Source organism: Stenotrophomonas sp. LST15-1-1.1, assembly GCF_040815575.1.
Classification (GTDB): domain Bacteria; phylum Pseudomonadota; class Gammaproteobacteria; order Xanthomonadales; family Xanthomonadaceae; genus Stenotrophomonas; species Stenotrophomonas lactitubi_B.
Genome location: NZ_JBFPNJ010000001.1, coordinates 1425463 through 1445301 on the forward strand (window position 1 = coordinate 1425463; position 19839 = coordinate 1445301).

The following is a 19839-nucleotide window of genomic DNA, read 5'->3' on the forward strand; positions in this document are numbered from 1 at the left end:
GCGCGACCGGCCAGGCGCCGGCCGGCGCCGACGTGATTTCGCTGGCCTCGATGGCCGGCAGCGTGCCTGCGCATCGGGTGCTGAGCGATCGTCCGTTGCGGATCGCCCTGGTCGCCGGTGAAGCCTCCGGCGACCTGCTCGGTGCGGGTCTGATACGCGAACTGAAGGCCCGCTTCCCACATGCCGAATTCGCCGGCATCGGCGGCGATGCGATGCGCAGCGCCGGTTGCCAGACCTGGCACGATGCCAGCGAACTGGCGGTGATGGGCCTGACCGAAGTGCTGCGCCATCTGCCGCGCCTGCTCAAGCTGCGTTCGGCGTTCCGCCAGCGTGCGCTGGAGTGGCAGCCGGATGTGTTCATCGGCATCGATGCTCCGGACTTCAATCTGGGCATCGAACGCTGGCTGAAACAGCGTGGCGTGCGCACCGTGCACTACGTCAGCCCTTCGGTATGGGCATGGCGCGAGAAGCGCGCCGAGAAGATCGGCAGCAGCGCCGACCTGGTGCTGTGCCTGTTCCCGATGGAACCACCGATCTACGCCAAGCACGGCATCGACGCGCGCTTCGTCGGCCATCCGATGGCCGATGACATCCCGCTGCACGTCGACCGTGAAGCGGCCCGGATCGAACTTGGCCTGCCCGCCTCGGCCAAGGTGCTGGCCGTACTTCCCGGCAGCCGCCTGGGCGAGATCTCCAAGCTCGGCGAAGCCTTCTTCGAGGCCGCCTGGCAGGTGTCCGAACGCATTCCCGGCCTGCACGTGGTGGTCCCGGCGGCCAACGCGGCCTGCCGTCGCCTGATCGAAGAGCAGCTGTCACGCTCGGCACTGCCGGTGGCCTATTCGCATGTACTGGACGGCCAGGCGCGCAACGCGATGATCGCCGCCGACGTAGTGGTGCTGGCCTCCGGTACCGCGACGCTGGAAGCGATGCTGGTGAAGCGGCCGATGGTCGTCGGCTACCGGGTCAACGAGCTGACCTACCGCCTGGTGAAGGCGCTGGGGTTGATCAAGGTCGACCGCTTCGCCCTGCCCAACATCCTTGCCGGGCAGGACCTGGCGCCGGAACTGATGCAGCACGACTGCACGCCGGAGAAACTGGCTGCGGCCGTCCAGCAGTGGTTTGACCATCCGCAGCGGATCGCCGACCTGCAGGGCACCTATACACGCCTGCATGAACGCCTGCGTCGCAACGCATCGGCGCGTGCAGCCGATGCTGTCGGCGAACTGCTGGTCCGTGGCCAGGAAAAAGCATGAGCCGCCGCCATGCCGCCGCGGCCAGCCTGGCCCTGTTCGATGGCGCAGCGGTGATCGATCCCGGCCACCGCATCGCCGGCGTCGACGAAGCCGGGCGGGGGCCGCTGGCTGGCCCCGTCGCGGTGGCAGCGGTGGTATTCGATCCGCAGCGGCCACGACTGAACGGCCTGGATGATTCCAAGCAGTTGACCGCGGCCCGCCGCGAGCAGCTGCATGACCGCATCCTCGACCGCGCCCTGGCCTGGCACGTGGTGCTGGTGGACGTGGAGGCCATCGATCGCCTGAACATCTATCAAGCCACGCTGCAGGGCATGCGCGATGTCGTCGCGGCGGTGGCCCATGTGGCCGGCTTCGCCCGCATCGATGGCAACGTGGTACCCAAGGGGTTGGTGATGCCGGCGCAGGCGCTGGTCGGCGGCGATGGCATCGACCGCGCGATCATGGCGGCCTCGATCCTGGCCAAGGTCTCGCGCGACCGCTACATGCTGGACCTGCATGCACGCCACCCGCAGTACGGCTTCGACCAGCACAAGGGCTACGGCACCCCGGCACATCTGGCTGCCCTGCGTGAACACGGGCCGTGCGCGGAGCACCGGCGCAGCTTCGCCCCGGTGCGCGAGTGCCTGGAAGCGCCGGCTGTCGCGGCCACCGCCTGAGCCTGCTGGAGTTGTAGAGCCGAGCCCATGCTCGGCTGTCCACAGCAGCCGAGCATGGGCTCGGCTCTACAGAAGACTGCCTCCCGCACGCCTGAATCCGGCGCCACGCCGTGCCCCTGTCAAGCCTTGTGGCAACCCCCTGCCCTCGCTACCCTGACCGGGCACTCCAGCGCTTCCCGACCCCGGCGACGATTCCCGCGTCTGCACCCGGGGCCTGCGCGCTCCAACCTGGTCCGGCATGTCCAACTCCCGCTTCGTACATCTCCACGTCCACACCGAGTTCTCGCTGGCGGACTCGACCATCCGCGTGCCGGCCAAGCCGGACCAGGCTGACCCGAAGAAGGCCAAGCAGGCCAACCTGCTGTCGCGCTCGGTCGAACTGGGCCTGCCTGCGCTGGCGGTGACCGACCTCAACAACCTGTTCGCCCTGGTCAAGTTCTACAAGGCCGCCGAGGGCGTGGGCATCAAGCCCATCGCCGGCGCCGACGTGATGATCGCCGAGGAAGGCCAGGACCCGTGGCGGATGACCCTGCTGTGCCGCGACCGCGAGGGCTATCTGAGCCTGTCGCGGCTGCTGACCCGGGCCTGGATGGAAGGACATCGCGCCGAGGGCGGCGTGGCCGTGCATCCGGACTGGCTGAAGGCCGGCAACGCCAGCCTGTTCGCCCTGGCCGGACGTGAGAGCCTGGCCGGGCGCCTGGCCCTGGATGGCAAGCATGACCTGGCCGAACAGCAGCTGGCCGACTGGCAGCGCGTGTTCGGTGATGGCCTGCACCTGGAGCTGACCCGCACCGGTCGCGACGGCGAAGAGAGCTTCAACCAGTTCGCGCTGATGGCCGCCGGCCAGCGCGGCCTGCCGGTGGTCGCCAGCAACGACGTGCGCTTCCTGTCGCCGTCCGATTTCAGCGCGCACGAAGCGCGCGTGTGCATCTCCACCGGCCGCGTGCTGGATGATCCCAAGCGCCCGCGCGAGTACAGCGACCAGCAGTACCTGAAGTCGGCCGAGGAGATGTGCGCGCTGTTTGCCGACATCCCCGATGCAATCGACAACACGCTGGCGCTGGCCGAGCGCTGCAACATCGAGATGCGCCTGGGCACCTACTTCCTGCCCGACTATCCGGTGCCCGACGACGAAACGCTGGACAGCTGGATCCGCAGCGAATCGCGCAAGGGCCTGGCCGCACGCCTGGAAAAGAATCCCATCGCGCCCGGCATGACCGCGCAGGACTACAGCGACCGCCTCGAGTTCGAGCTGGACACCATCATCAAGATGGGCTTCCCCGGCTACTTCCTGATCGTGGCCGACTTCATCCAGTGGGGTAAAGCGCAAGGCATCCCGATCGGTCCGGGCCGTGGTTCCGGTGCCGGCTCGCTGGTGGCGTGGGCGCTGCAGATCACCGATCTGGACCCGCTGCCGTACAACCTGCTGTTCGAGCGCTTCCTCAACCCCGAACGCGTGTCGATGCCCGACTTCGACATCGACTTCTGCATGGACCGCCGCGACGAAGTCATCGACTACGTTGCGCGCAAGTATGGCCGTGAGCGGGTCAGCCAGATCATCACCTACGGCACCATGGCGGCCAAGGCGGTGGTGCGCGACTCCGGCCGCGTGCTCGGCTTCCCCTATGGCCTGGTCGACGGCGTCGCCAAGCTGATCCCGAACATCCTCGGCATCTCGCTGAAGGACGCGATGGGTGAGGGCAAGGACAGCGAGATGGCCTCGCCCGAGCTGATCCAGCGCTACCAGAGCGAGGACGATGTCCGCGACCTGATCGACCTGGCGCGGCAGCTGGAAGACCTCACCCGCAACGCCGGCAAGCACGCCGGTGGCGTGGTGATCGCGCCCGAACCGCTGAGCGAGTTCTGCCCGCTGTTCGCCGAACACGATGAAGAGGGCCGCGGCAAGAATCCGGTCACCCAGTTCGACAAGAACGACGTTGAAGAAGTCGGCCTGGTGAAGTTCGACTTCCTCGGCCTGCGCACGCTGACGATCATCGACTGGGCGGTGAAGGCGATCAACAAGCGCCACGAGCGCGCCGGCATTCCGCCGGTGGACATCACCCAGCTGCCGCTGGACGATGCGCCCACCTACAAGGACATCTTCGCTTCGGGCAATACCGGTGCGGTGTTCCAGTTCGAATCCTCGGGCATGCGCCGCCTGCTGAAGGACGCCAAGCCCGACCGTTTCGAAGACCTGATCGCGCTGGTGTCGCTGTACCGCCCCGGCCCGATGGACCTGATTCCCTCCTTCGTCGACCGCAAGCACGGGCGCGAAGACGTGGAGTATCCCGATCCGCGCACCGAGCGCATCCTGCGCGACACCTACGGCATCATGGTGTACCAGGAGCAGGTGATGCAGATGGCGCAGATCGTCGGCGGCTACTCGCTGGGCGGCGCCGATCTGCTGCGCCGTGCGATGGGCAAGAAGGTGCCGGCGGAAATGGCCAAGCACCGCGAGATCTTCCGCGAAGGTGCGGCCAAGGACGGCGTCGGCGAGGCCAAGGCCGATGCGATCTTCGACCTGATGGAGAAGTTCGCCGGCTACGGCTTCAACAAGTCGCACGCCGCCGCCTACGCCCTGGTGAGTTACCAGACGGCCTGGCTCAAGCGCCATTACCCGGCCGAGTTCATGGCCGCGACGCTGTCTTCGGACATGGACAACACCGAAAAGGTGGTCGGCTTCCTGGACGAGGTGCGGAATCTCGGCCTGACCGTGCTGCCGCCGAAGGTGAACCAGTCCGCCTTCATGTTTGAAGCGGCCACGCCGGACACCATCCAGTACGGCCTGGGTGCGATCAAGGGTGTCGGCCAGGGGGCCTGCGAAGCCGTTGTGGACGAACGCCTGCGCGGCGGCGACTACACCGATCTGCTCGATTTCTGCACCCGCATCGGTTCGGCCAAGCTCAACCGGCGCACGCTGGAAGCGATGATCAACTGCGGCGCGCTGGATGAGCTGGGCCACAACCGTGCCTCGCTGATGCTGCAGTTGCCGGAAGTGATCAAGGCCACCGAGCAGATGGCGCGCGAGCGTGCGTCCGGCCAGAACTCGCTGTTCGGCGGTCCGGATCCCGGCGCGACGACGATCCAGCTCGACCTGCCGCAAGCCGAGGAGTGGCCATTGCTGCAGCGCCTCAACGGCGAGCGCGACACGCTGGGCTTCTACCTCAGCGGCCACCCGTTCGACCCCTGGCGCGATGACGTGCGAGATCTGGTCGGTACCGATCTGGGCTCGGTGGAGAAAATCTGGAGCGCCAACAGCAACAGTGGCGGCGGCGAGAAGCGCTGGCGCCCGGAAGTGCAGACCGTACTTGCCGGCCAGGTGGTCGGCGTGCGCCGCAAGGGCGAGAGCCAGATCTTCATCCAGCTGGAAGATGGTCGTGGCCGCGTCGAATGCAGCGCATTCTCCGATGCCATGGCCGAGTTCGGCCACCTGATGACCAAGGACCGGATCCTGGTGGTCAAGGGCGGCCTGCGCGAAGACGAATTCAATGGCGGCTTCGCGTTGCGCATCCGCCAGTGCTGGGACTTCGACGAGGTCTGTGCGAACTACGCCACGCGCCTGTCGCTGCGGCTGGACCTGCGCCAGCAGCGGCCGGTGTGGGAGCGCATCGATGCCCTGCTCGACCGCCATCGCCCCGGCCGCACGCCCCTGCGCCTGGACCTGCTGCTGAAGGGACCCGATGGCGGCATCGCCGGCATGCTCGATGTCTCCGGACAGAGCGCGGTGCGCGTCGATTCCAAGCTGATGGAGGCGCTGCGCGCCGAGCCGGCCGTACGCACGCTGAAGGTGCGCTACAGCCCGCCATGGGCCAGCTGAGGCTGGCCTCGAATCCGTTGTTGTTTTCCCGCTGCATACGTCAAGGACGATTGCCCGCAATGAAGAACCTGTTGTTGCCGATGGTGGCCGCGCTCGCGCTGGCCGGCTGTTCCTCCAAGGTCGATTTCGAGATCGACAACCCGACCGATGCGCCGCTGGCGATCAGCATCGATGGCAAGGACCTGCCGGTGGCCGCGCACGCATCGCGGTCGATCAGCCTGGCTGCCGGTGAGCATCACCTACACACCGACCGCCTGGGTGAGGTGCGCTTCATCGTCTACGCCGACGGCCGCGGCGGCCTGATCAATCCCAGCCTCAGCGAGTACGTGACTGCGCGCGAGATCTATGTGACCGGCGAGGACAAGCTGAAGAACTTCGGCGTCAGCGGCCTGGGCATCGAGCTGGGTGGGGTCGAATTCAAGGGACCGTACGAAAAGCACCACGGCCTGTTCATCGACAAGACCTGGAACTTCGGCGTGCGCGAGCCGTTCCCCGACGAACAGGTGGTCGCCCATGTCGACTCGACCGGCGGCAGGATCAGCACCAAGATCTTCACCGCGCCGGACTTCATCGCCTATGTCGAGGCCGGCATGGGCGAGCCCGGGGCCTACAAGCGCGAGCAGCCCGCCGGCTATGTTGCGCCCGCCTACACGCTGGAAGCGGCGCCCGCGCTGCCTGCGCTGGACCCGGCCTTCGAGGCCCATGCCGGTCCCGTGCGCGACATCTATGCGCGCTGGCTGAAGGCCACCACGGCCAGCGAGCAGAAGGCCCTGCGCAAGGAGGACTTCCAGGCGCAGATGGCCTTCACCCACGCCACCATGACGCTGGGCGCGAAGCTGCCGGTGGCGGCCAACCAGGCCTACAACGACTTCGTGACGATCCGCAGCACCGAAATGGCCCGCAGCGCGCTGGTCCTGCCCTGAACCGGCGGCCGGCGGCCCGACTGGCGCCGCCGGCCCCCACTGCGCTACCGTCGGTTTCCAGACGAAGGCGTACGGGCCGTTCCTGCGCATTCGGCTAGAATTCCCCTCTTCTTTACACGACGGCTTCCGATGAATCCGAACTACCTCGACTTCGAGCAACCCATCGCCGACCTGGAAGCCAAGATCCAGGAACTGCGCAACGCCAGTGCCGGGCCGGCGGTCAATGTCGAGGCCGAAGTGCATGCGCTGCAGGACAAGCTGCGCGTGCGTACCGCACAGATCTTCCGCAACCTGACCTCGTGGCAGGTGCTGCAGCTGGCCCGCCATCCGTCGCGCCCGTACACCGCCGACTACATCCGCATCATCTGCGATGAGTTCCAGGAACTGGCCGGCGACCGTGCCTTCGCTGACGACAAGGCGATCATGGGCGGCCTGGCCCGCATCAACGGACGTTCGGTGATGGTCATCGGCCACCAGAAGGGCCGCGACACCAAGGAAAAGATCAAGCGCAACTTCGGCATGCCCAAGCCCGAGGGCTACCGCAAGGCGCTGCGCCTGATGAAGATGGCCGAGCGCTTCGGCCTGCCGGTGCTGACCCTGATCGATACCGCCGGCGCCTGGCCGGGCATCGATGCCGAGTCGCGCGGCCAGTCCGAAGCGATCGCGCGCAACCTGATCGAGATGGCCGAACTGAAGGTGCCGATCATCTGCACCGTGATCGGTGAAGGCGGCTCCGGCGGCGCGCTGGCGCTGGGCGTGGGCGACCGCACCGTGATGCTGGAATACGCGGTGTACTCGACCATCACCCCGGAAGGCTGCGCCTCGATCCTGTGGAAGGACGCCGGCAAGGCCAAGGACGCTGCCGAGCAGCTGGGCCTGACCGCGCCGCGCCTGAAGGGCCTGGGCCTGGTCGACAAGGTCGTGCGCGAGCCGACCGGCGGCGCCCACCGCAACCCGACGCAGATGGCCAAGCGCCTGAAGGCCGTGCTGCTGAACGAACTGGACGCGCTGGATGCGCTGTCCACCGAAGAGCTGCTGGACCAGCGCTACAAGCGCCTGCGCAGCTACGGCACGTACGAAGCGGCGTGATCGTTTCCTGACGTCGGATACGCAAAGAGCCGGGCAGACACCCGGCTCTTTTGTTTGCGCCCTGACGGCATCCACGCATGGCGTGGATCTACTGGGTAGCTGCGGCTGTTGACGTTCGGCGCCGCCCCCTGATTCACCGAGAAGCGCAGGGAACCGGTGCGCAGCACCGGCTCGCGTTCGGCGGCGTGTTCTTTGGTTACTTTCTTGCACGAGCAAGAAAGTGACATGTTCGAACGCGCGGGATGCGGGATCTCAGAACGGCTTGGCCAACACCAGCCACACGATCGGAATGAACGCCAGCAACGGAATCTCGTTGATCCAGCGCAGCGCGCGCGAGGACGGCAGCGCCCTGCCCTTGGCCACCCCCTTGAGCAGGCGCCCGATCCAGATGAAGTACGCCAACAGCACCACCACCAGGCCCAGCTTGGCATGCAGCCAGCCCGCACCGCCCGGGGCGACCATGGTCGGGAAATCCGGAATCACCTTGTAGCCCAGCCACAGCACCAGGCCGAGCACGAACGCCAGGCCGAACATCGAATGGCCGAAGCGGTACAGGCGCATGCCCATCAGCTGCAGGCGCTCGACCACCGCCGGCTGCCCCGCCGTCTCGGACAGGTTCACCAGGATGCGCGGCAGGTAGAACACCGTGGCCATCCACGCCACCACGAACACGATGTGGAAGGTCTTGACCCAGTAGTAGCTCTGCATGCGCTCGCTCCGGCGGCTGGCGTGGATGTCCGCCATTCTCGCATGCGGTGACGAGGCCACCGCACGCGCACCCGCCGCGACACATCGACGCATGGTGTGCTGCAACACCGTACGATAGGCGCCGATTTCACGACTGCACCGGACCGCCATGGACAAGACCTACGACGCCGCCTACTTCCAGCGCTGGTACCGCCGCGCCGACATCGGTGGCAGCGCGCGCCTGGCACGCAAGGTCGCCCTCGCCGTGGCCACGGCCGAGTACTACCTGGAACGACCGATCCGCAGCGTGCTGGACATCGGCTGCGGCGAAGGCGCTTGGCGCGCGCCGCTGCTGAAACTGCGTCCGAAGGTCGAATACCTCGGTTTCGACAGCAGCGAGTACGCTGTGCGCCGCTACGGCCGGACCCGCAACCTGCACCTGGCCAGCTTCGGCGATTTCGCCTGGCTGCGGCCCTGTGCCCCGGTCGATCTGCTGGTCTGTTCGGACGTGATGCACTACGTGCCCAACCGCGAACTGCGCGCGGGGCTGGCCGGCGTCGCCGAGCTGACCGCAGGCGTGGCCTTCCTCGAGACCTTCGCTGCTGAAGATGAATTCGAGGGCGACCATGACGGCTTCCAGTCGCGACCGGCCCGCTGGTACCGGCTCGAGCTGACCCGGCAAGGCCTGCAGGCAGTCGGTTCCCACCTCTGGCTGGGGCCAGCACTGGCCGGTGAAGCGGCCGCGCTGGAGCAGGCGACCCGCTGAATACGGCCTGTGAGTCTGCTTAACGTCCGGGACAGTCGGATGCGCTATGCTGCGCGGCAACATAAGACCATACATATTCGGTCGGCATGCTCTATCAACTGCACGAACTGACCCGCAACCTGCTCGCCCCCTGGGTGCACCAGGCCCAGGCCAACGCCAAGTTCTTCGCCAACCAGGGACACTGGTGGTCGCAGATGCCCGGCGCTGATCGCCTGGCGGCGGTCAATGAGCTGTTCCATCGCATCGGCAAGGATTACGAGAAGCCCGAATGGGGCATCAACGAAATCGAGGTCGAGGGCGAGCGCGTGCCGATCGTGGTGCACGAGGAACTCAACAAGCCGTTCTGCAAGCTGCTGCGCTTCAAGCGCCACAGCAATGAAGCCGACCAGCTGCATACCATGCTCAACCAGCCGTTCGTGCTGGTGGTGGCGCCGCTGTCGGGCCATCACGCCACACTGCTGCGCGACACCGTGCGCACGCTGCTGCGCGACCACCGCGTGTATGTGACCGACTGGGTCGACGCGCGCATGGTGCCCGGCAGCGAAGGCGAGTTCGGGCTGGACGACTACATCGCCTACATCCAGGAGTTCATCCGCCATCTCGGCGTCGAGCGCCTGCACGTGGTCAGTGTCTGCCAGCCGACCGTACCGGTGCTGGCCGCGGTGTCATTGATGGCCAGCCGCGGTGAACCGACGCCGCGCACGCTGGTGATGATGGGCGGCCCGATCGATGCGCGCTGCAGCCCGACCGCGGTCAACAATCTGGCCACGCAGAACCCGCTGTCGTGGTTCGAGAACAATGTCATCCACACCGTGCCGGCCAGCTATCCCGGTGCCGGTCGCCGCGTGTATCCCGGCTTCCTGCAGCACGCCGGCTTCCTGTCGATGAATCCCAGCCGCCACTTCAGTTCGCACTGGGATTTCTACACCGACCTGGTGAAGGGCGACCTGGAGGATGCCGACGCGCATCGCAATTTCTACGACGAGTACAACGCCGTGCTGGACATGCCGGCCAAGTACTACCTGGACACCATTTCCGTGGTGTTCCAGGACTTCCTGCTGCCGCGTGGCGAGTGGGTGGTCAATGGCGAGAAGGTCGATCCGTCGGCGATCCGCGATACCGCGTTGCTGAGCATCGAAGGCGAACTGGACGATATCGCCGGCCTCGGCCAGACCGAAGCGGCGCAGGCCCTGTGCAGCGGTATTCCGGCAGAACGCCGTGAACACTTCATCGTCGATGGTGCCGGCCACTACGGCATCTTCAGCGGCCGCCGCTGGCGCGAAGTGGTCTACCCGAAGGTGCGTGACTTCTTCGCCGCGCATGCCGAAGCCCCGGCAGCGAAGGCGACGAAGAAGAAGAGCAACGTCACCCCGCTGCGCCGCAAGGCGGGGTAATCCCCCGCCTTGGGGTCGGAGCCCTTTCCAACGGAAAGGGCTCTGACCCCAGCATGATGGGATGCGGGGTCAGAGCCCTGTTCGCAGAACAGGGATCCGACCCCTGGTCCGTTACAACCGCACCAGCAGGTTCTTGGCCAGCATGCCGTGCAGCTTGCCGATGCCGCGTGCCAGGTGCATCGTCAGCAGCAGCAGCAACACGCCCACCGCTGCAACCACGATGGCCACCAGCGGTGAGGCCGCCATCGGCAGCACGTTCACGTCGTTGATGTAGATGCCGGGGATATCGCCACTGAAGATCGCCGCCACCGGCGCCCAGATCAAACCCAGCGACAGCGACAGCAGGGTCACCGCGATGGTGAAGTAGATGATGCCCAGCGGCAGCATCAGCACGAAATACAGCAGGGTCAGCCAGGTACGGCCATCGGTGAACATGTCGCCGATACGCTGCAGCCAGCTGCGGCTGCGGTCGGTGTACTGCGGCCGGCGCGGCATGCGCTCACCCAGCAGCGCTTCCACCAGCCGCCCTTCCAGCAACGCCAGCCCACGCACCGAGCCGAAGAACAGCACGGTCAACGGCACGCCGATGATCAGGATCAGCAGGCCCAGCGACAGCGACAGGCCGGTGACCACCCAGGTGAAGAAGAAGATGCCGGTGGCCAGCGACAACAGCATGTAGAACAGTGCGCCGTAGGTGTGCGGGTCGGTCACCACGCCGAAGAAGCGCGCCAGCAGCGAGCGCTGCACGGTGGCGGCCGGCTGCGCCGCCGGCGCAGCACCGCTGGCCTCGGCCGCTGCACGCAGCACCGGGCCCGTGTCGGCCCGCGGCGTACGCAGCGCGCGGTTCACCGTGAGCTCGGTTTCGCGATAGATCTCCGCCACCTCGTCCGGTGCACCGTAGCTGCCGGCGACATCGGCGATGACCTCGGCTTCGCTGCGGCCGGGTTGCGCTGCCAGTTCAGAGCGCAGGTATTCCTCGGCGTCGTACAGGGCGTCCTGCACCATCGCCGGATCGGCACCGTCCAGTGCCGCACGCAACTGCGCCAGGTACTGCGGAATGGTGCTGGGCAGACTGTTGCCTGCCAGGTTCAGGTCGTTCATTGCGGTACCCCCTCCAACACGGAATCGACGGAATCACGGGTGTCGCGCCAAGCCTGGCGCCATTGCTCCAGCACCTCCCGGCCACGCGCGTTGATGCGGTAGTAGCGGCGCGGCGGCCCGCTGCTGGATGGCTCCACATGGCTCTCCAGCAGGCCGGCGCCTTCAAGGTTGCGCAGCACCGGGTACAGCGCGCTCTGCTTGCCGCTGAGCACGCCCTCGCCCACACGCTCCAGCTCCTTGGCGATCAGGTAGCCGTACAGCGGCTCACCGGCGCGGGCCAGCACCGCCAGCAGGGCCAACGAGACCGTGCCGGCGCTGAGCTCCTTCTGGAACTTCTTCAGGTGGACATCGTCTTCGGACATGACCGGCCCTCCACTACGTTGAAGTCAACAGTAGTGCGAAGTCCGCTATAGCGAATGTGTCGTTAGTCACTCTGCCGGTTGGCGTGGGCCGGCTGACCACCTGGCCGGCAGGCCCATTGGCTGGCTTGCCCCTCTGCGAGCCGCGACATACCGTCACCTTCCAACGCGCAGCGGCTGATCCAGCTCCTGCGAGCACGACGATCCCGGGATCATCCACTTATGACTGAGTTTTACTATTGCGACTTCTGGTTTGGCGCAAAGAAGTCCGCCCGAAACATAATCAGTGAATCCGAGGCCAAAGCGAGACATGAGAACCAGGCCCGCTACACGGTTCTCGTTGGCTCCCCCACCACGCCATCAGCGATTATCGATGTGCTATTGGGCAAAGACATGATTGGCGTCGACTTTCTGGATGAACATCTAAGGGAGCGCCTGACGTATCAGTTCCAGCAGGTAGCACCGGGAAATCTGTTCCTGAGCATGGCGGTACATACAACGTTCGATGAGAAGAGTGAAAGCATTGCCGAAGGGACCAGCTACCTCTTCAATGAAGATGGTCGGCTTACGATAACCAGGGAGAATTTCTCGCCTCATCATCTGGAAGAGTCTTCAACTACGCACGATCCGACAGGCAACTATGAACCTGTTCCTGTCTTCGGCCATTACTCCGGTCTAATTGCAGAAGAAAGATAGGCGTTGATGCCAGACCGATTGGATCGTCCAAGAGGTGGCGCGCAGGCTGACGCGAATGCCCCGCATGTCACTTGGCGATACGGTATCTCGTCGCGCAGAATCGAAGCCTTGTTCATGTTCCGGGGTTACCATGCCGCACCGCCGTCGCCTTGCCCTGACCGCCCTCGCCCTGTGCTGCCTGCTGCCCTCGCTGGCCAGCGCAGCCACGCCCTACCGCAGCCCGCAGCAGATCCTGGATGCCTCGGCGGCCAGCGACTGGCGCACCCCAGACCCGGCCAACCTGCTGTACATGGACCTGCCGGCCGGGCGGGTGATCATCGAGCTGGCGCCGCAGTTCGCCCCGCGCCATGTCGGCAACATCCAGACCTTCGCCCACGAGCACTTCTGGGACGGCACCAGCATCTACCGCTCGCAGGACAACTTCGTGGTGCAGTTCGGCGATGCCGACGCCGACGATGCGACCAAGGCCAAGCCGTTCGGCAGCGCGCAGCGCAAGCTGCCGGCCGAATTCGAGCGTGCCAACAGCGGTTTGAAGGTGAGTGTGCTGCCGGATCGCGATGGCTGGGCAGCGCAGACCGGCTTCGTCGACGGCTTCCCGGTCGGTCAGGACCCGCAGGCCGGCAAGGCCTGGCTGGCGCACTGCTACGGCATGCTGGGTGCGGGCCGCAGCAACGAAGAGGACAGCAGCATCGGTGCAGAACTCTACGTGGTGACCGGCCAATCGCCGCGCCAGCTGGACCGCAACATCACCCTGGTCGGCCGCGTGCGGAAGGGCATGGAACTGCTCAGCGCGATCCCGCGTGGACCGGCACCGATGGGCTTCTACGTCGACCCGAAGCTGCGCACGCCGATCGTGTCGATCCGTCGCGTCAGTGATGTACCTGTGGCCGAACGCACACCGATCCAGGTGCTGCGCACCGATTCGAAGACCTTCGCCGACACGGTGGAGGCACGGCGCAATCGCGTGGATGACTTCTACAAGCGCCCGGCCGGGCATATCGATCTTTGCAATATTCCGGTGCCGGTGAAGTAACGCCGTCGGGGGTTCTGCGCGTGGCGCGTGCTGAAGGTGCTTCACTGTCCATGGGCGTCGCTTTTCTTTTCGCGCGAAAAGAAAATTAACCAAAAAAACGCGCCGCCAGGTCACGAGCCGCCGTGCTTCGCACGTCGGTCCCCTGCGATGCTCGGCTCGCTCAAGGCGGACTGAAAGGTCAAGATCAACAGCAAATGCCTCCGCGCATGGCGTGGATCTACTGGGTGCAGCTGTGGCCTTTGATCTGGGTCCGCCTTGAGCGAGCCGAGCACCGCAGGTCCGGCGAGGGCGAAGAGGCGCGGGTGTCTGAGCGCAGCGAGTTCCCGCGCCGTCCCTCGGCGGACCGAGGAGCGCAGGGTACCGATGCGCAACGCGCATCGGCTCGTGACTGGCGGAACGTTTCTTTTGGTTACTTTTCTTTGCGTACAAAGAAAAGTAACGCCCATGAACAATGAAGCACCTTCAGCACGTGCCACGTGCAAAATGCCTCAGCCCTTCTGGCTGACGGCCACGCTGCCCAGAATCAACGCACCGGCAATCAACATCTGCACCGTCACCGCTTCGCCCAGGAACAGCCAGGCAAACGCAGCACCGAACAACGGCACCAGGTAGGTCACCGTTGACGCACGCGACGGCCCGATGCGGCCGATCAGGCGATAGAACATCAGGAAGGCGAACCCGGTGCAGACCACGCCCAGCGCGATCGCCGCACCCCATGCCTTGCCCGGAATCGGGCCCTGCGGCAGATGCGTGAGCGCCATCGGCAACAACCACAATGAGGCGCACGACAACGTGGCAGCGGCTGCTGCAGCCGAGGGCAGACCGGTCATGTGCCGCTTCACCAGGTTCACGCCCAGGCCGTACAGCAGGGACGCCGCCGCACCGGCCAGCACTGCCGTGCCGATGCTCAACCCCGAGATTTTGGCCGTAGCCAGCACCACCACGCCGGCAAAGCCGACCAGCAGTGCGCCTGCGCGACGCACACCGATCTTCTCGCCGAAGAACAGGAACGCAATCAACGCGGCGAACAGCACCGTCATCGCATTGCAGATCGCCCCGATGGCCGCCGGCGCACGCTCTGCGGCGTAAGCGAACAGCACGAACGGCAACGCCGAATTGACCAGACCGATCGGTGCCAGCCACAGCCAGCGGCGTGGCGGGAACTGCGCGCGGGCGCGCCACAGGAACGGCAGCAGCACCAGTGCGCCCAGCACCAGCCGCACCTCGACCAGGGCGAACGGACCGAACGAGGGCACCGCCACGCGCATGAACAGGAACGAGCAGCCCCAGATCGCGCCGAGCAGGGTCAATTCCAGCGGTGTGCGCCAATCGCGCTCGGTCGCCTGGGATATCGCATTCATCTTCTATGTCCGTCCGTCAACGTGGCGCTGGCCTGGCCACACAGGATCGGCCGCAGACGCCCACTGCACAAGCGCGTAGTATCGCTGCTGGCCACAAATATGGTTTGAGGCTCGACATGCTGCTGCGTCCTTCCCTGCTCCCTGCGCTGGCCGTATTCGCGGTCGCCGCGCGCCACCAGAACTTCGCCCAGGCGGCGGAGGAACTGCATCTGACCGCCAGCGCGGTCAGCCACCATGTGCGTCGCCTGGAGGAAGTGCTGGCCACGCGCCTGTTCCTGCGCCATGCGCGTGGGGTACGCCTGACGGCCGAGGGCCGGCAGTTGGCCGACGCCGCCAGCGCGGCGTTCACCGATGTCGCCGCCGTCGCCCACCATCTGCAGCCGGATGCGGACAGCGTGCCGCTGCGGATCTCTACGCTGCGCTCATTGTCGTATTGCTGGCTGCTGCCACGGCTGCCGCGTTTCACCCAGGCCCATCCGCACATCCGCATCGAACTGCACACCGGCAGTGGCCTGGACCGCTACGACGAAAACGGCCCGGAGGTGGGCATCCGTTATGGACTGGGCCAGTGGCCCGGACTGCACGCGCAGCACCTGATGGACGACAACCTCTTTCCCGTCGCGTCCCCGGCGCTGCCCGGTGTCGAAGTACTGGAAGATCCGGCACGCATCGCTGAGTTGCCGCTGCTCAGTGATCTGTCACCACAGGGCTGGCGTGACTGGTTCCGCCACGCCGGAGTGCGCCCGCCGTCGCCGTTGCCGGCGATGCACACCTTCGCCGACAGTACCGACGCGATGCGCGCGGCGGTGTATGGCATGGGCGCGGTGCTGGCACGCACCCACGTCGCTCAGCCTTATCTGCAGCGCTATGAGCTGGTGCGCCTGCCAGGTCCTGCACTGAAAGCACGCTATGCCTATTACGTGGTGCATGCCGAAGGGCGGCCGCCCAGCCCCGCCGCGCGGCTGTTCATCGACTGGTTGCTGGTCCAGGCGCAGGACGAACGCACGCCGGTTCCCGCGTTGCCTGACAGCCTGCTGGGGCGCCCGAGCACACCCGGCTGACTGCGCCCTCACCCGATCTTTGCCCGGCGCTGGCTAGGCTGCAGGCGAACCCCACAACGTGCTTCCGCCATGGCCCTGCTGCGACTGCGAATTACCGGAACCGAAGACGATGCCCGTGCGATCAGCGACCTGCTGCTCGGCCTGGAAGGCATCGAACACGTCGAAGAGACCGACGACCTGATGCCGCACATGGATGACGATGATTCCAGTTCGGCTGGCCTGTCCGACGACATCGGCCCGGGTACCCACGAACTGGAAGTGGAAGTGGGCAACGAAAGCACCGCGCAGAAGGTGCGCGATGCGGTGCAGGAACTTGCGCTGGAACTGGATGTGTTCGTCGAATACGAGACCGACGAAGGCTGAGCGTCCGCCGGGCATGGCCCGGCGCTACCCGATGCTCGAGGCACCTCGGTAGCGCCGGTCCACGACCGGCGAGCGCATCGCCCGGTGTCGATCAGGCTTTACGACGGCGACGACGGATCAGCACACGGACGATCCAGGCCATCACCAGCGCCACCACGCCCACCGGCAGCAATGCGGCTGCGGCACGGATCAGGAATGCCACGCTGGTGCTGAGGATGCTTCCCGACTCGCTCAGGGCTTCGCCGATCTCGCTGCGGCTGCGCTGGCCCGAGGTGGTATCGAAATGCATCGTCACCAGCTGGGTATCGATGCGCCTGCGCTGCTGGGCGGCGTCCTTGGTGGCCTGCTCCACACCCGCCTCGATCTCCGACAAGCGCGTGGTGATCGCCATCAGATCCTCGATCTTCAGATCGCCGCGGTCCTGGTAGGACAGCAGCCGAGCGTGCTCCTTCTCCAGCCGTGCCTTGGTCAGCGCGGTGTCGGCCACCTGCTGGGCCAGGTCCTCGGCACGCGTATTGCGCGCCTGCAGCTTGCCCCCCTCGCCGGCCAGGCCGATCAGCGATTCCACGCCCTTCGGCGCGATGCGTACCTTGACCTCGCCACTGGGCTGTTCGCCGCTGCGCTGATCCACCTGCAGCACCGCGCACTCGCCGAACTTCGCGTTCTGGCAGGCCTGTGCCACCTGCTGAATGCGTGGCGCGATCTGCGCCGCTTCCAGCTGCACCTGCACATCGTGCTCATAGGCCAGGAAGGCGCCTTCCGGCGAAGCGACAGCGACAGCGGCATCGGCATCGGCAGCGACTGCACCGGCCTCCTGCGCTCGCTCACCGTTCTTGGCGCAGGCCGCCAACGCCAGCAGCAATGCCGGCGCCATCACCACGCGCGTCCACACGCGAGGCGCCGTCATCGCGAAGCTCCGTCGAACGAGGTGATCGACAAGCCACCAAGCTCGACCTGCGGCAGGCAGCGCACGTTGATCGCCACCATCGGCAGGCCACTGCGCGGATCCACCGCCTCGCTGTACGGCGCGGTGCCGCACGCGCGGCAGTGATGGTGATCGATGTTGTGGGTGTTGAACTGGTAGGTCGCCACGTCGGCAATGTCGGTGCCCAGCTGGAACGCCTCGCGCGGGGCGAACCAGAGCAGGCTGCCGCGGCGACGGCACATCGAGCAGTTGCAGTCGATGACGTCCTTGATGGGGGCATCAGCCTGCACGGTGAATGCGATCCTGCCGCAATGGCAGCTTCCCTGGTATTCCATGTCCTGCGCTCCGCTGGAGGGTCCTTGTGTGCGCCCATGGTAATCCTATGGCACGGGGACAAAGCAGCCCCGGGGGCCTATGCTCGTGGATTGACCCCGTACAGGAATGCCGATGCGCCCGCATCTTCTTGCCCTCGCCCTCGTCGCCGCCCTCGCCGGTTGCCAGCCGGCCGATGCCCCGACCAACGGTTCCACCCCGGCCGCCAGCCAGCAGGCTGGGGACGCGGCGGTCGATGCCGCCTTCGCAGACCTGTCCAAGCGTGCCCTGGACACCTGGATGCAGCTGTCTCCGGTCAGTGCCACCCAGATCGGCGACCACCGCTATGACAGCGAGATCGACGATCTGAGCGCCGCCGGCCAGCAGAAGACCGCGGATGCCTACAAGGGCCTGCTGGGCGAGCTGGACAAGATCGAGGTGGCCAAGCTGGGCCGCGAGAACCAGGTGGATGCCGCGATCCTGCGCAACCAGCTGCAGTCGGAAATCTGGAATGCCGAGGTGATGCAGTCCGGCAAGTGGGACCCGCAGCTGTACAACGGTATCGCCGGCAGCGCGATCTACGGCCTGATGGCGCGCGAGTTCGCGCCGCTGCCGGAGCGCCTGAAGTCGGCCACCGCGCGCATGGAAAAGCTGCCGGCGATCTTTGCCCAGGCCCGCGAGAACCTGGATCCGGCACGCGTGCCGAAGATCCATGCCGAGACCGTGGCCAAGCAGAACAAGGGCATCCTCAGCATCGTCGATACCTTCATCACCCCGCATATCGGCGAGCTGCCGCAGGCCGACCAGCAGCGCCTGCAGGCTGCCATCGATGGCCTGAAGAAGGCCGTGGACGAGCAGCAGACCTGGCTGGACAAGACGCTGGTGCCGAACGCCAAGGGCGATTTCCGCATCGGTGCGGAAAAATACGACCAGAAGCTGAAGTTCGCGCTGAATTCCTCGCTGTCGCGACAGGAGATCGGTGAGCGTGCACGTGCCGAGCTGAAGCGCGTACGCGAGGACATGTACGGCATCGCGCAGACCGTGCTGAAGGACAAGCCGGGCGCACCGGAAATGCCGGCGCAGCCGAGCGACGAACAGCAGCAGAAGGCGATCGAGGCCGCGCTGGAGCTGGCCTACGCTGACAAGCCGGCGCGCGACAAGGTGGTCGACGATGCCAAGGCGGCACTGGAACAGTCCACCGCGTTCGTCCGCGAGCACGATCTGATGACCCTGCCCGACGCGCCGGTGGACATCATCCTGATGCCGGAATTCCAGCGCGGCGTGGCCGTAGCCTACTGCGATTCACCGGGCCCGCTGGACAAGAACCTGAAGACGTTCTACGCCGTCTCGCCGATTCCGGACGACTGGAACGACAAGCAGGTTGACTCGTTCCTGCGTGAGTACAACTCGCGCATGATCCACCTGCTGAGCATCCACGAAGGCACCCCGGGCCACTACCTGGAAGGCTGGCATTCGGCCAAGTTCCCCTCGACCCTGCGCGCGGTGCTGCGTTCGGGCCTGTTCGCCGAGGGTTGGGCGGTCTACACCGAGCGGATGATGCAGGAGCAGGGTTATCTCAACAACGATCCGCTGTTCCACCTGGTGCAGCTGAAGTTCTACCTGCGCACGATCTCCAACGCGATCCTCGACCAGGGCGTGCACGTGGACAACTGGGATCGCGAGAAGGCGATGCACCTGATGACCCACGACGCCTTCCAGCAGGAAAGCGAAGCCTCGGGCAAGTGGGTGCGCGCGCAGCTGACCTCGGCACAGCTGCCGACCTACTTCGTCGGTGCACAGGAACACTTCGACACCCGCAAGGCGATGCAGGACAAGCTGGGTGACAAGTTCAACCTGAAGGCCTACCACGACCAGATGCTGTCCTACGGCGCACCGCCGGTGCGCTTCGCCCGCCAGCTGATGCTGGACCAGCCGATCGAGTGATGGATCGGTTGTGAGTTGAATGAAAACGGCCCGGGGAGACCCGGGCCGTTTTCATCTGTGTTGTACGGCATCCACGCGTGGCGTGGATCTACTGCTGCT

At 65.9% G+C, this 19839-nt stretch carries 18 protein-coding genes; 12 read left to right on the top strand and 6 right to left on the bottom strand.

Annotated elements, in window-relative coordinates; all coding sequences use genetic code 11:
* Positions 1–50: 50 nt before the first annotated feature.
* From lpxB to MRBLST15_RS06640, 5 genes are all read left to right on the top strand, one after another.
* A complete protein-coding gene (gene lpxB / locus MRBLST15_RS06620) occupies positions 51–1253 on the top strand; it encodes a lipid-A-disaccharide synthase (RefSeq protein WP_240196373.1) in 1203 nt (400 codons plus the stop codon).
* A complete protein-coding gene (locus MRBLST15_RS06625) occupies positions 1250–1909 on the top strand; it encodes a ribonuclease HII (protein WP_265951506.1) in 660 nt (219 codons plus the stop codon). Before lpxB ends, MRBLST15_RS06625 begins: the two co-directional genes overlap by 4 nt.
* Positions 1910–2147: 238 nt before the next feature.
* Positions 2148–5726 carry a DNA polymerase III subunit alpha gene (gene dnaE, locus MRBLST15_RS06630; RefSeq protein WP_265951505.1) on the top strand — a complete coding sequence of 1193 codons (3579 nt, stop codon included), beginning with the start codon at positions 2148–2150 and terminating at the stop codon, positions 5724–5726.
* A gap of 59 nt (positions 5727–5785) precedes the next feature.
* Positions 5786–6649, top strand: coding sequence for a hypothetical protein (locus tag MRBLST15_RS06635; protein WP_367785504.1), 864 nt, complete (start codon positions 5786–5788; stop codon positions 6647–6649).
* A 129-nt stretch (positions 6650–6778) separates the two neighbouring features.
* Positions 6779–7738, top strand: a complete 960-nt coding sequence (locus tag MRBLST15_RS06640) for an acetyl-CoA carboxylase carboxyltransferase subunit alpha (protein WP_025877686.1) — start codon at positions 6779–6781, stop codon at positions 7736–7738.
* A gap of 252 nt (positions 7739–7990) precedes the next feature.
* Here the strand turns inward: MRBLST15_RS06640 and MRBLST15_RS06645 are convergent, their stop codons facing one another.
* Positions 7991–8446 carry a CopD family protein gene (locus MRBLST15_RS06645; RefSeq protein ID WP_025877688.1) on the bottom strand — a complete coding sequence of 152 codons (456 nt, stop codon included), beginning with the start codon at positions 8444–8446 and terminating at the stop codon, positions 7991–7993.
* Between the two features lie 148 nt (positions 8447–8594).
* Between MRBLST15_RS06645 and MRBLST15_RS06650 the strand changes: the two genes are divergently transcribed.
* Both MRBLST15_RS06650 and MRBLST15_RS06655 read left to right on the top strand, forming a co-directional pair.
* A complete protein-coding gene (locus MRBLST15_RS06650) occupies positions 8595–9191 on the top strand; it encodes a class I SAM-dependent DNA methyltransferase (RefSeq protein ID WP_367785505.1) in 597 nt (198 codons plus the stop codon).
* 86 nt (positions 9192–9277) lie between these two features.
* Complete coding sequence (locus MRBLST15_RS06655; RefSeq protein WP_367785506.1) at positions 9278–10585, top strand: polyhydroxyalkanoate depolymerase; 1308 nt, start codon at positions 9278–9280, stop codon at positions 10583–10585.
* A 111-nt stretch (positions 10586–10696) separates the two neighbouring features.
* On the opposite strand, the gene MRBLST15_RS06660 is transcribed toward MRBLST15_RS06655, so the two are convergent.
* Together MRBLST15_RS06660 and MRBLST15_RS06665 are read right to left on the bottom strand one after the other, a co-directional pair.
* Positions 10697–11686: a sensor domain-containing protein gene (locus MRBLST15_RS06660; protein WP_265951499.1), complete on the bottom strand. Its 990-nt coding sequence runs from the start codon at positions 11684–11686 to the stop codon at positions 10697–10699.
* Positions 11683–12048 (bottom strand): PadR family transcriptional regulator, encoded by a 366-nt coding sequence (locus MRBLST15_RS06665; protein ID WP_099821443.1) that lies wholly within the window; start codon positions 12046–12048, stop codon positions 11683–11685. Before MRBLST15_RS06665 ends, MRBLST15_RS06660 begins: the two co-directional genes overlap by 4 nt.
* A gap of 219 nt (positions 12049–12267) precedes the next feature.
* On the opposite strand from MRBLST15_RS06665, the gene MRBLST15_RS06670 reads away from it, so the two are divergent.
* Together MRBLST15_RS06670 and MRBLST15_RS06675 are read left to right on the top strand one after the other, a co-directional pair.
* Complete coding sequence (locus MRBLST15_RS06670) at positions 12268–12741, top strand: hypothetical protein (protein ID WP_236511347.1); 474 nt, start codon at positions 12268–12270, stop codon at positions 12739–12741.
* Between the two features lie 130 nt (positions 12742–12871).
* Positions 12872–13774, top strand: coding sequence for a peptidylprolyl isomerase (locus MRBLST15_RS06675; RefSeq protein ID WP_367785507.1), 903 nt, complete (start codon positions 12872–12874; stop codon positions 13772–13774).
* 488 nt (positions 13775–14262) lie between these two features.
* Here the strand turns inward: MRBLST15_RS06675 and MRBLST15_RS06680 are convergent, their stop codons facing one another.
* Entirely contained in the window at positions 14263–15135 is an 873-nt protein-coding gene (locus tag MRBLST15_RS06680) for a DMT family transporter (protein ID WP_180164144.1), read from the bottom strand.
* 116 nt (positions 15136–15251) lie between these two features.
* Here MRBLST15_RS06680 and MRBLST15_RS06685 point away from each other — a divergent pair, with 116 nt between their 5' ends.
* Positions 15252–16196, top strand: a complete 945-nt coding sequence (locus tag MRBLST15_RS06685) for a LysR substrate-binding domain-containing protein (RefSeq protein WP_312705006.1) — start codon at positions 15252–15254, stop codon at positions 16194–16196.
* A 69-nt stretch (positions 16197–16265) separates the two neighbouring features.
* Positions 16266–16559: a hypothetical protein gene (locus tag MRBLST15_RS06690; protein WP_025877698.1), complete on the top strand. Its 294-nt coding sequence runs from the start codon at positions 16266–16268 to the stop codon at positions 16557–16559.
* Positions 16560–16650: 91 nt separating this feature from the next.
* On the opposite strand, the gene MRBLST15_RS06695 is transcribed toward MRBLST15_RS06690, so the two are convergent.
* Complete coding sequence (locus MRBLST15_RS06695) at positions 16651–17466, bottom strand: DUF4349 domain-containing protein (protein WP_367785508.1); 816 nt, start codon at positions 17464–17466, stop codon at positions 16651–16653.
* Positions 17463–17819, bottom strand: coding sequence for a GFA family protein (locus tag MRBLST15_RS06700; RefSeq protein ID WP_089239800.1), 357 nt, complete (start codon positions 17817–17819; stop codon positions 17463–17465). The genes MRBLST15_RS06695 and MRBLST15_RS06700 overlap by 4 nt, the downstream gene beginning before the upstream one ends.
* 112 nt (positions 17820–17931) lie before the next feature.
* Between MRBLST15_RS06700 and MRBLST15_RS06705 the strand changes: the two genes are divergently transcribed.
* Positions 17932–19740, top strand: coding sequence for a DUF885 domain-containing protein (locus tag MRBLST15_RS06705; protein WP_367785509.1), 1809 nt, complete (start codon positions 17932–17934; stop codon positions 19738–19740).
* Positions 19741–19839 lie beyond the last annotated feature (99 nt).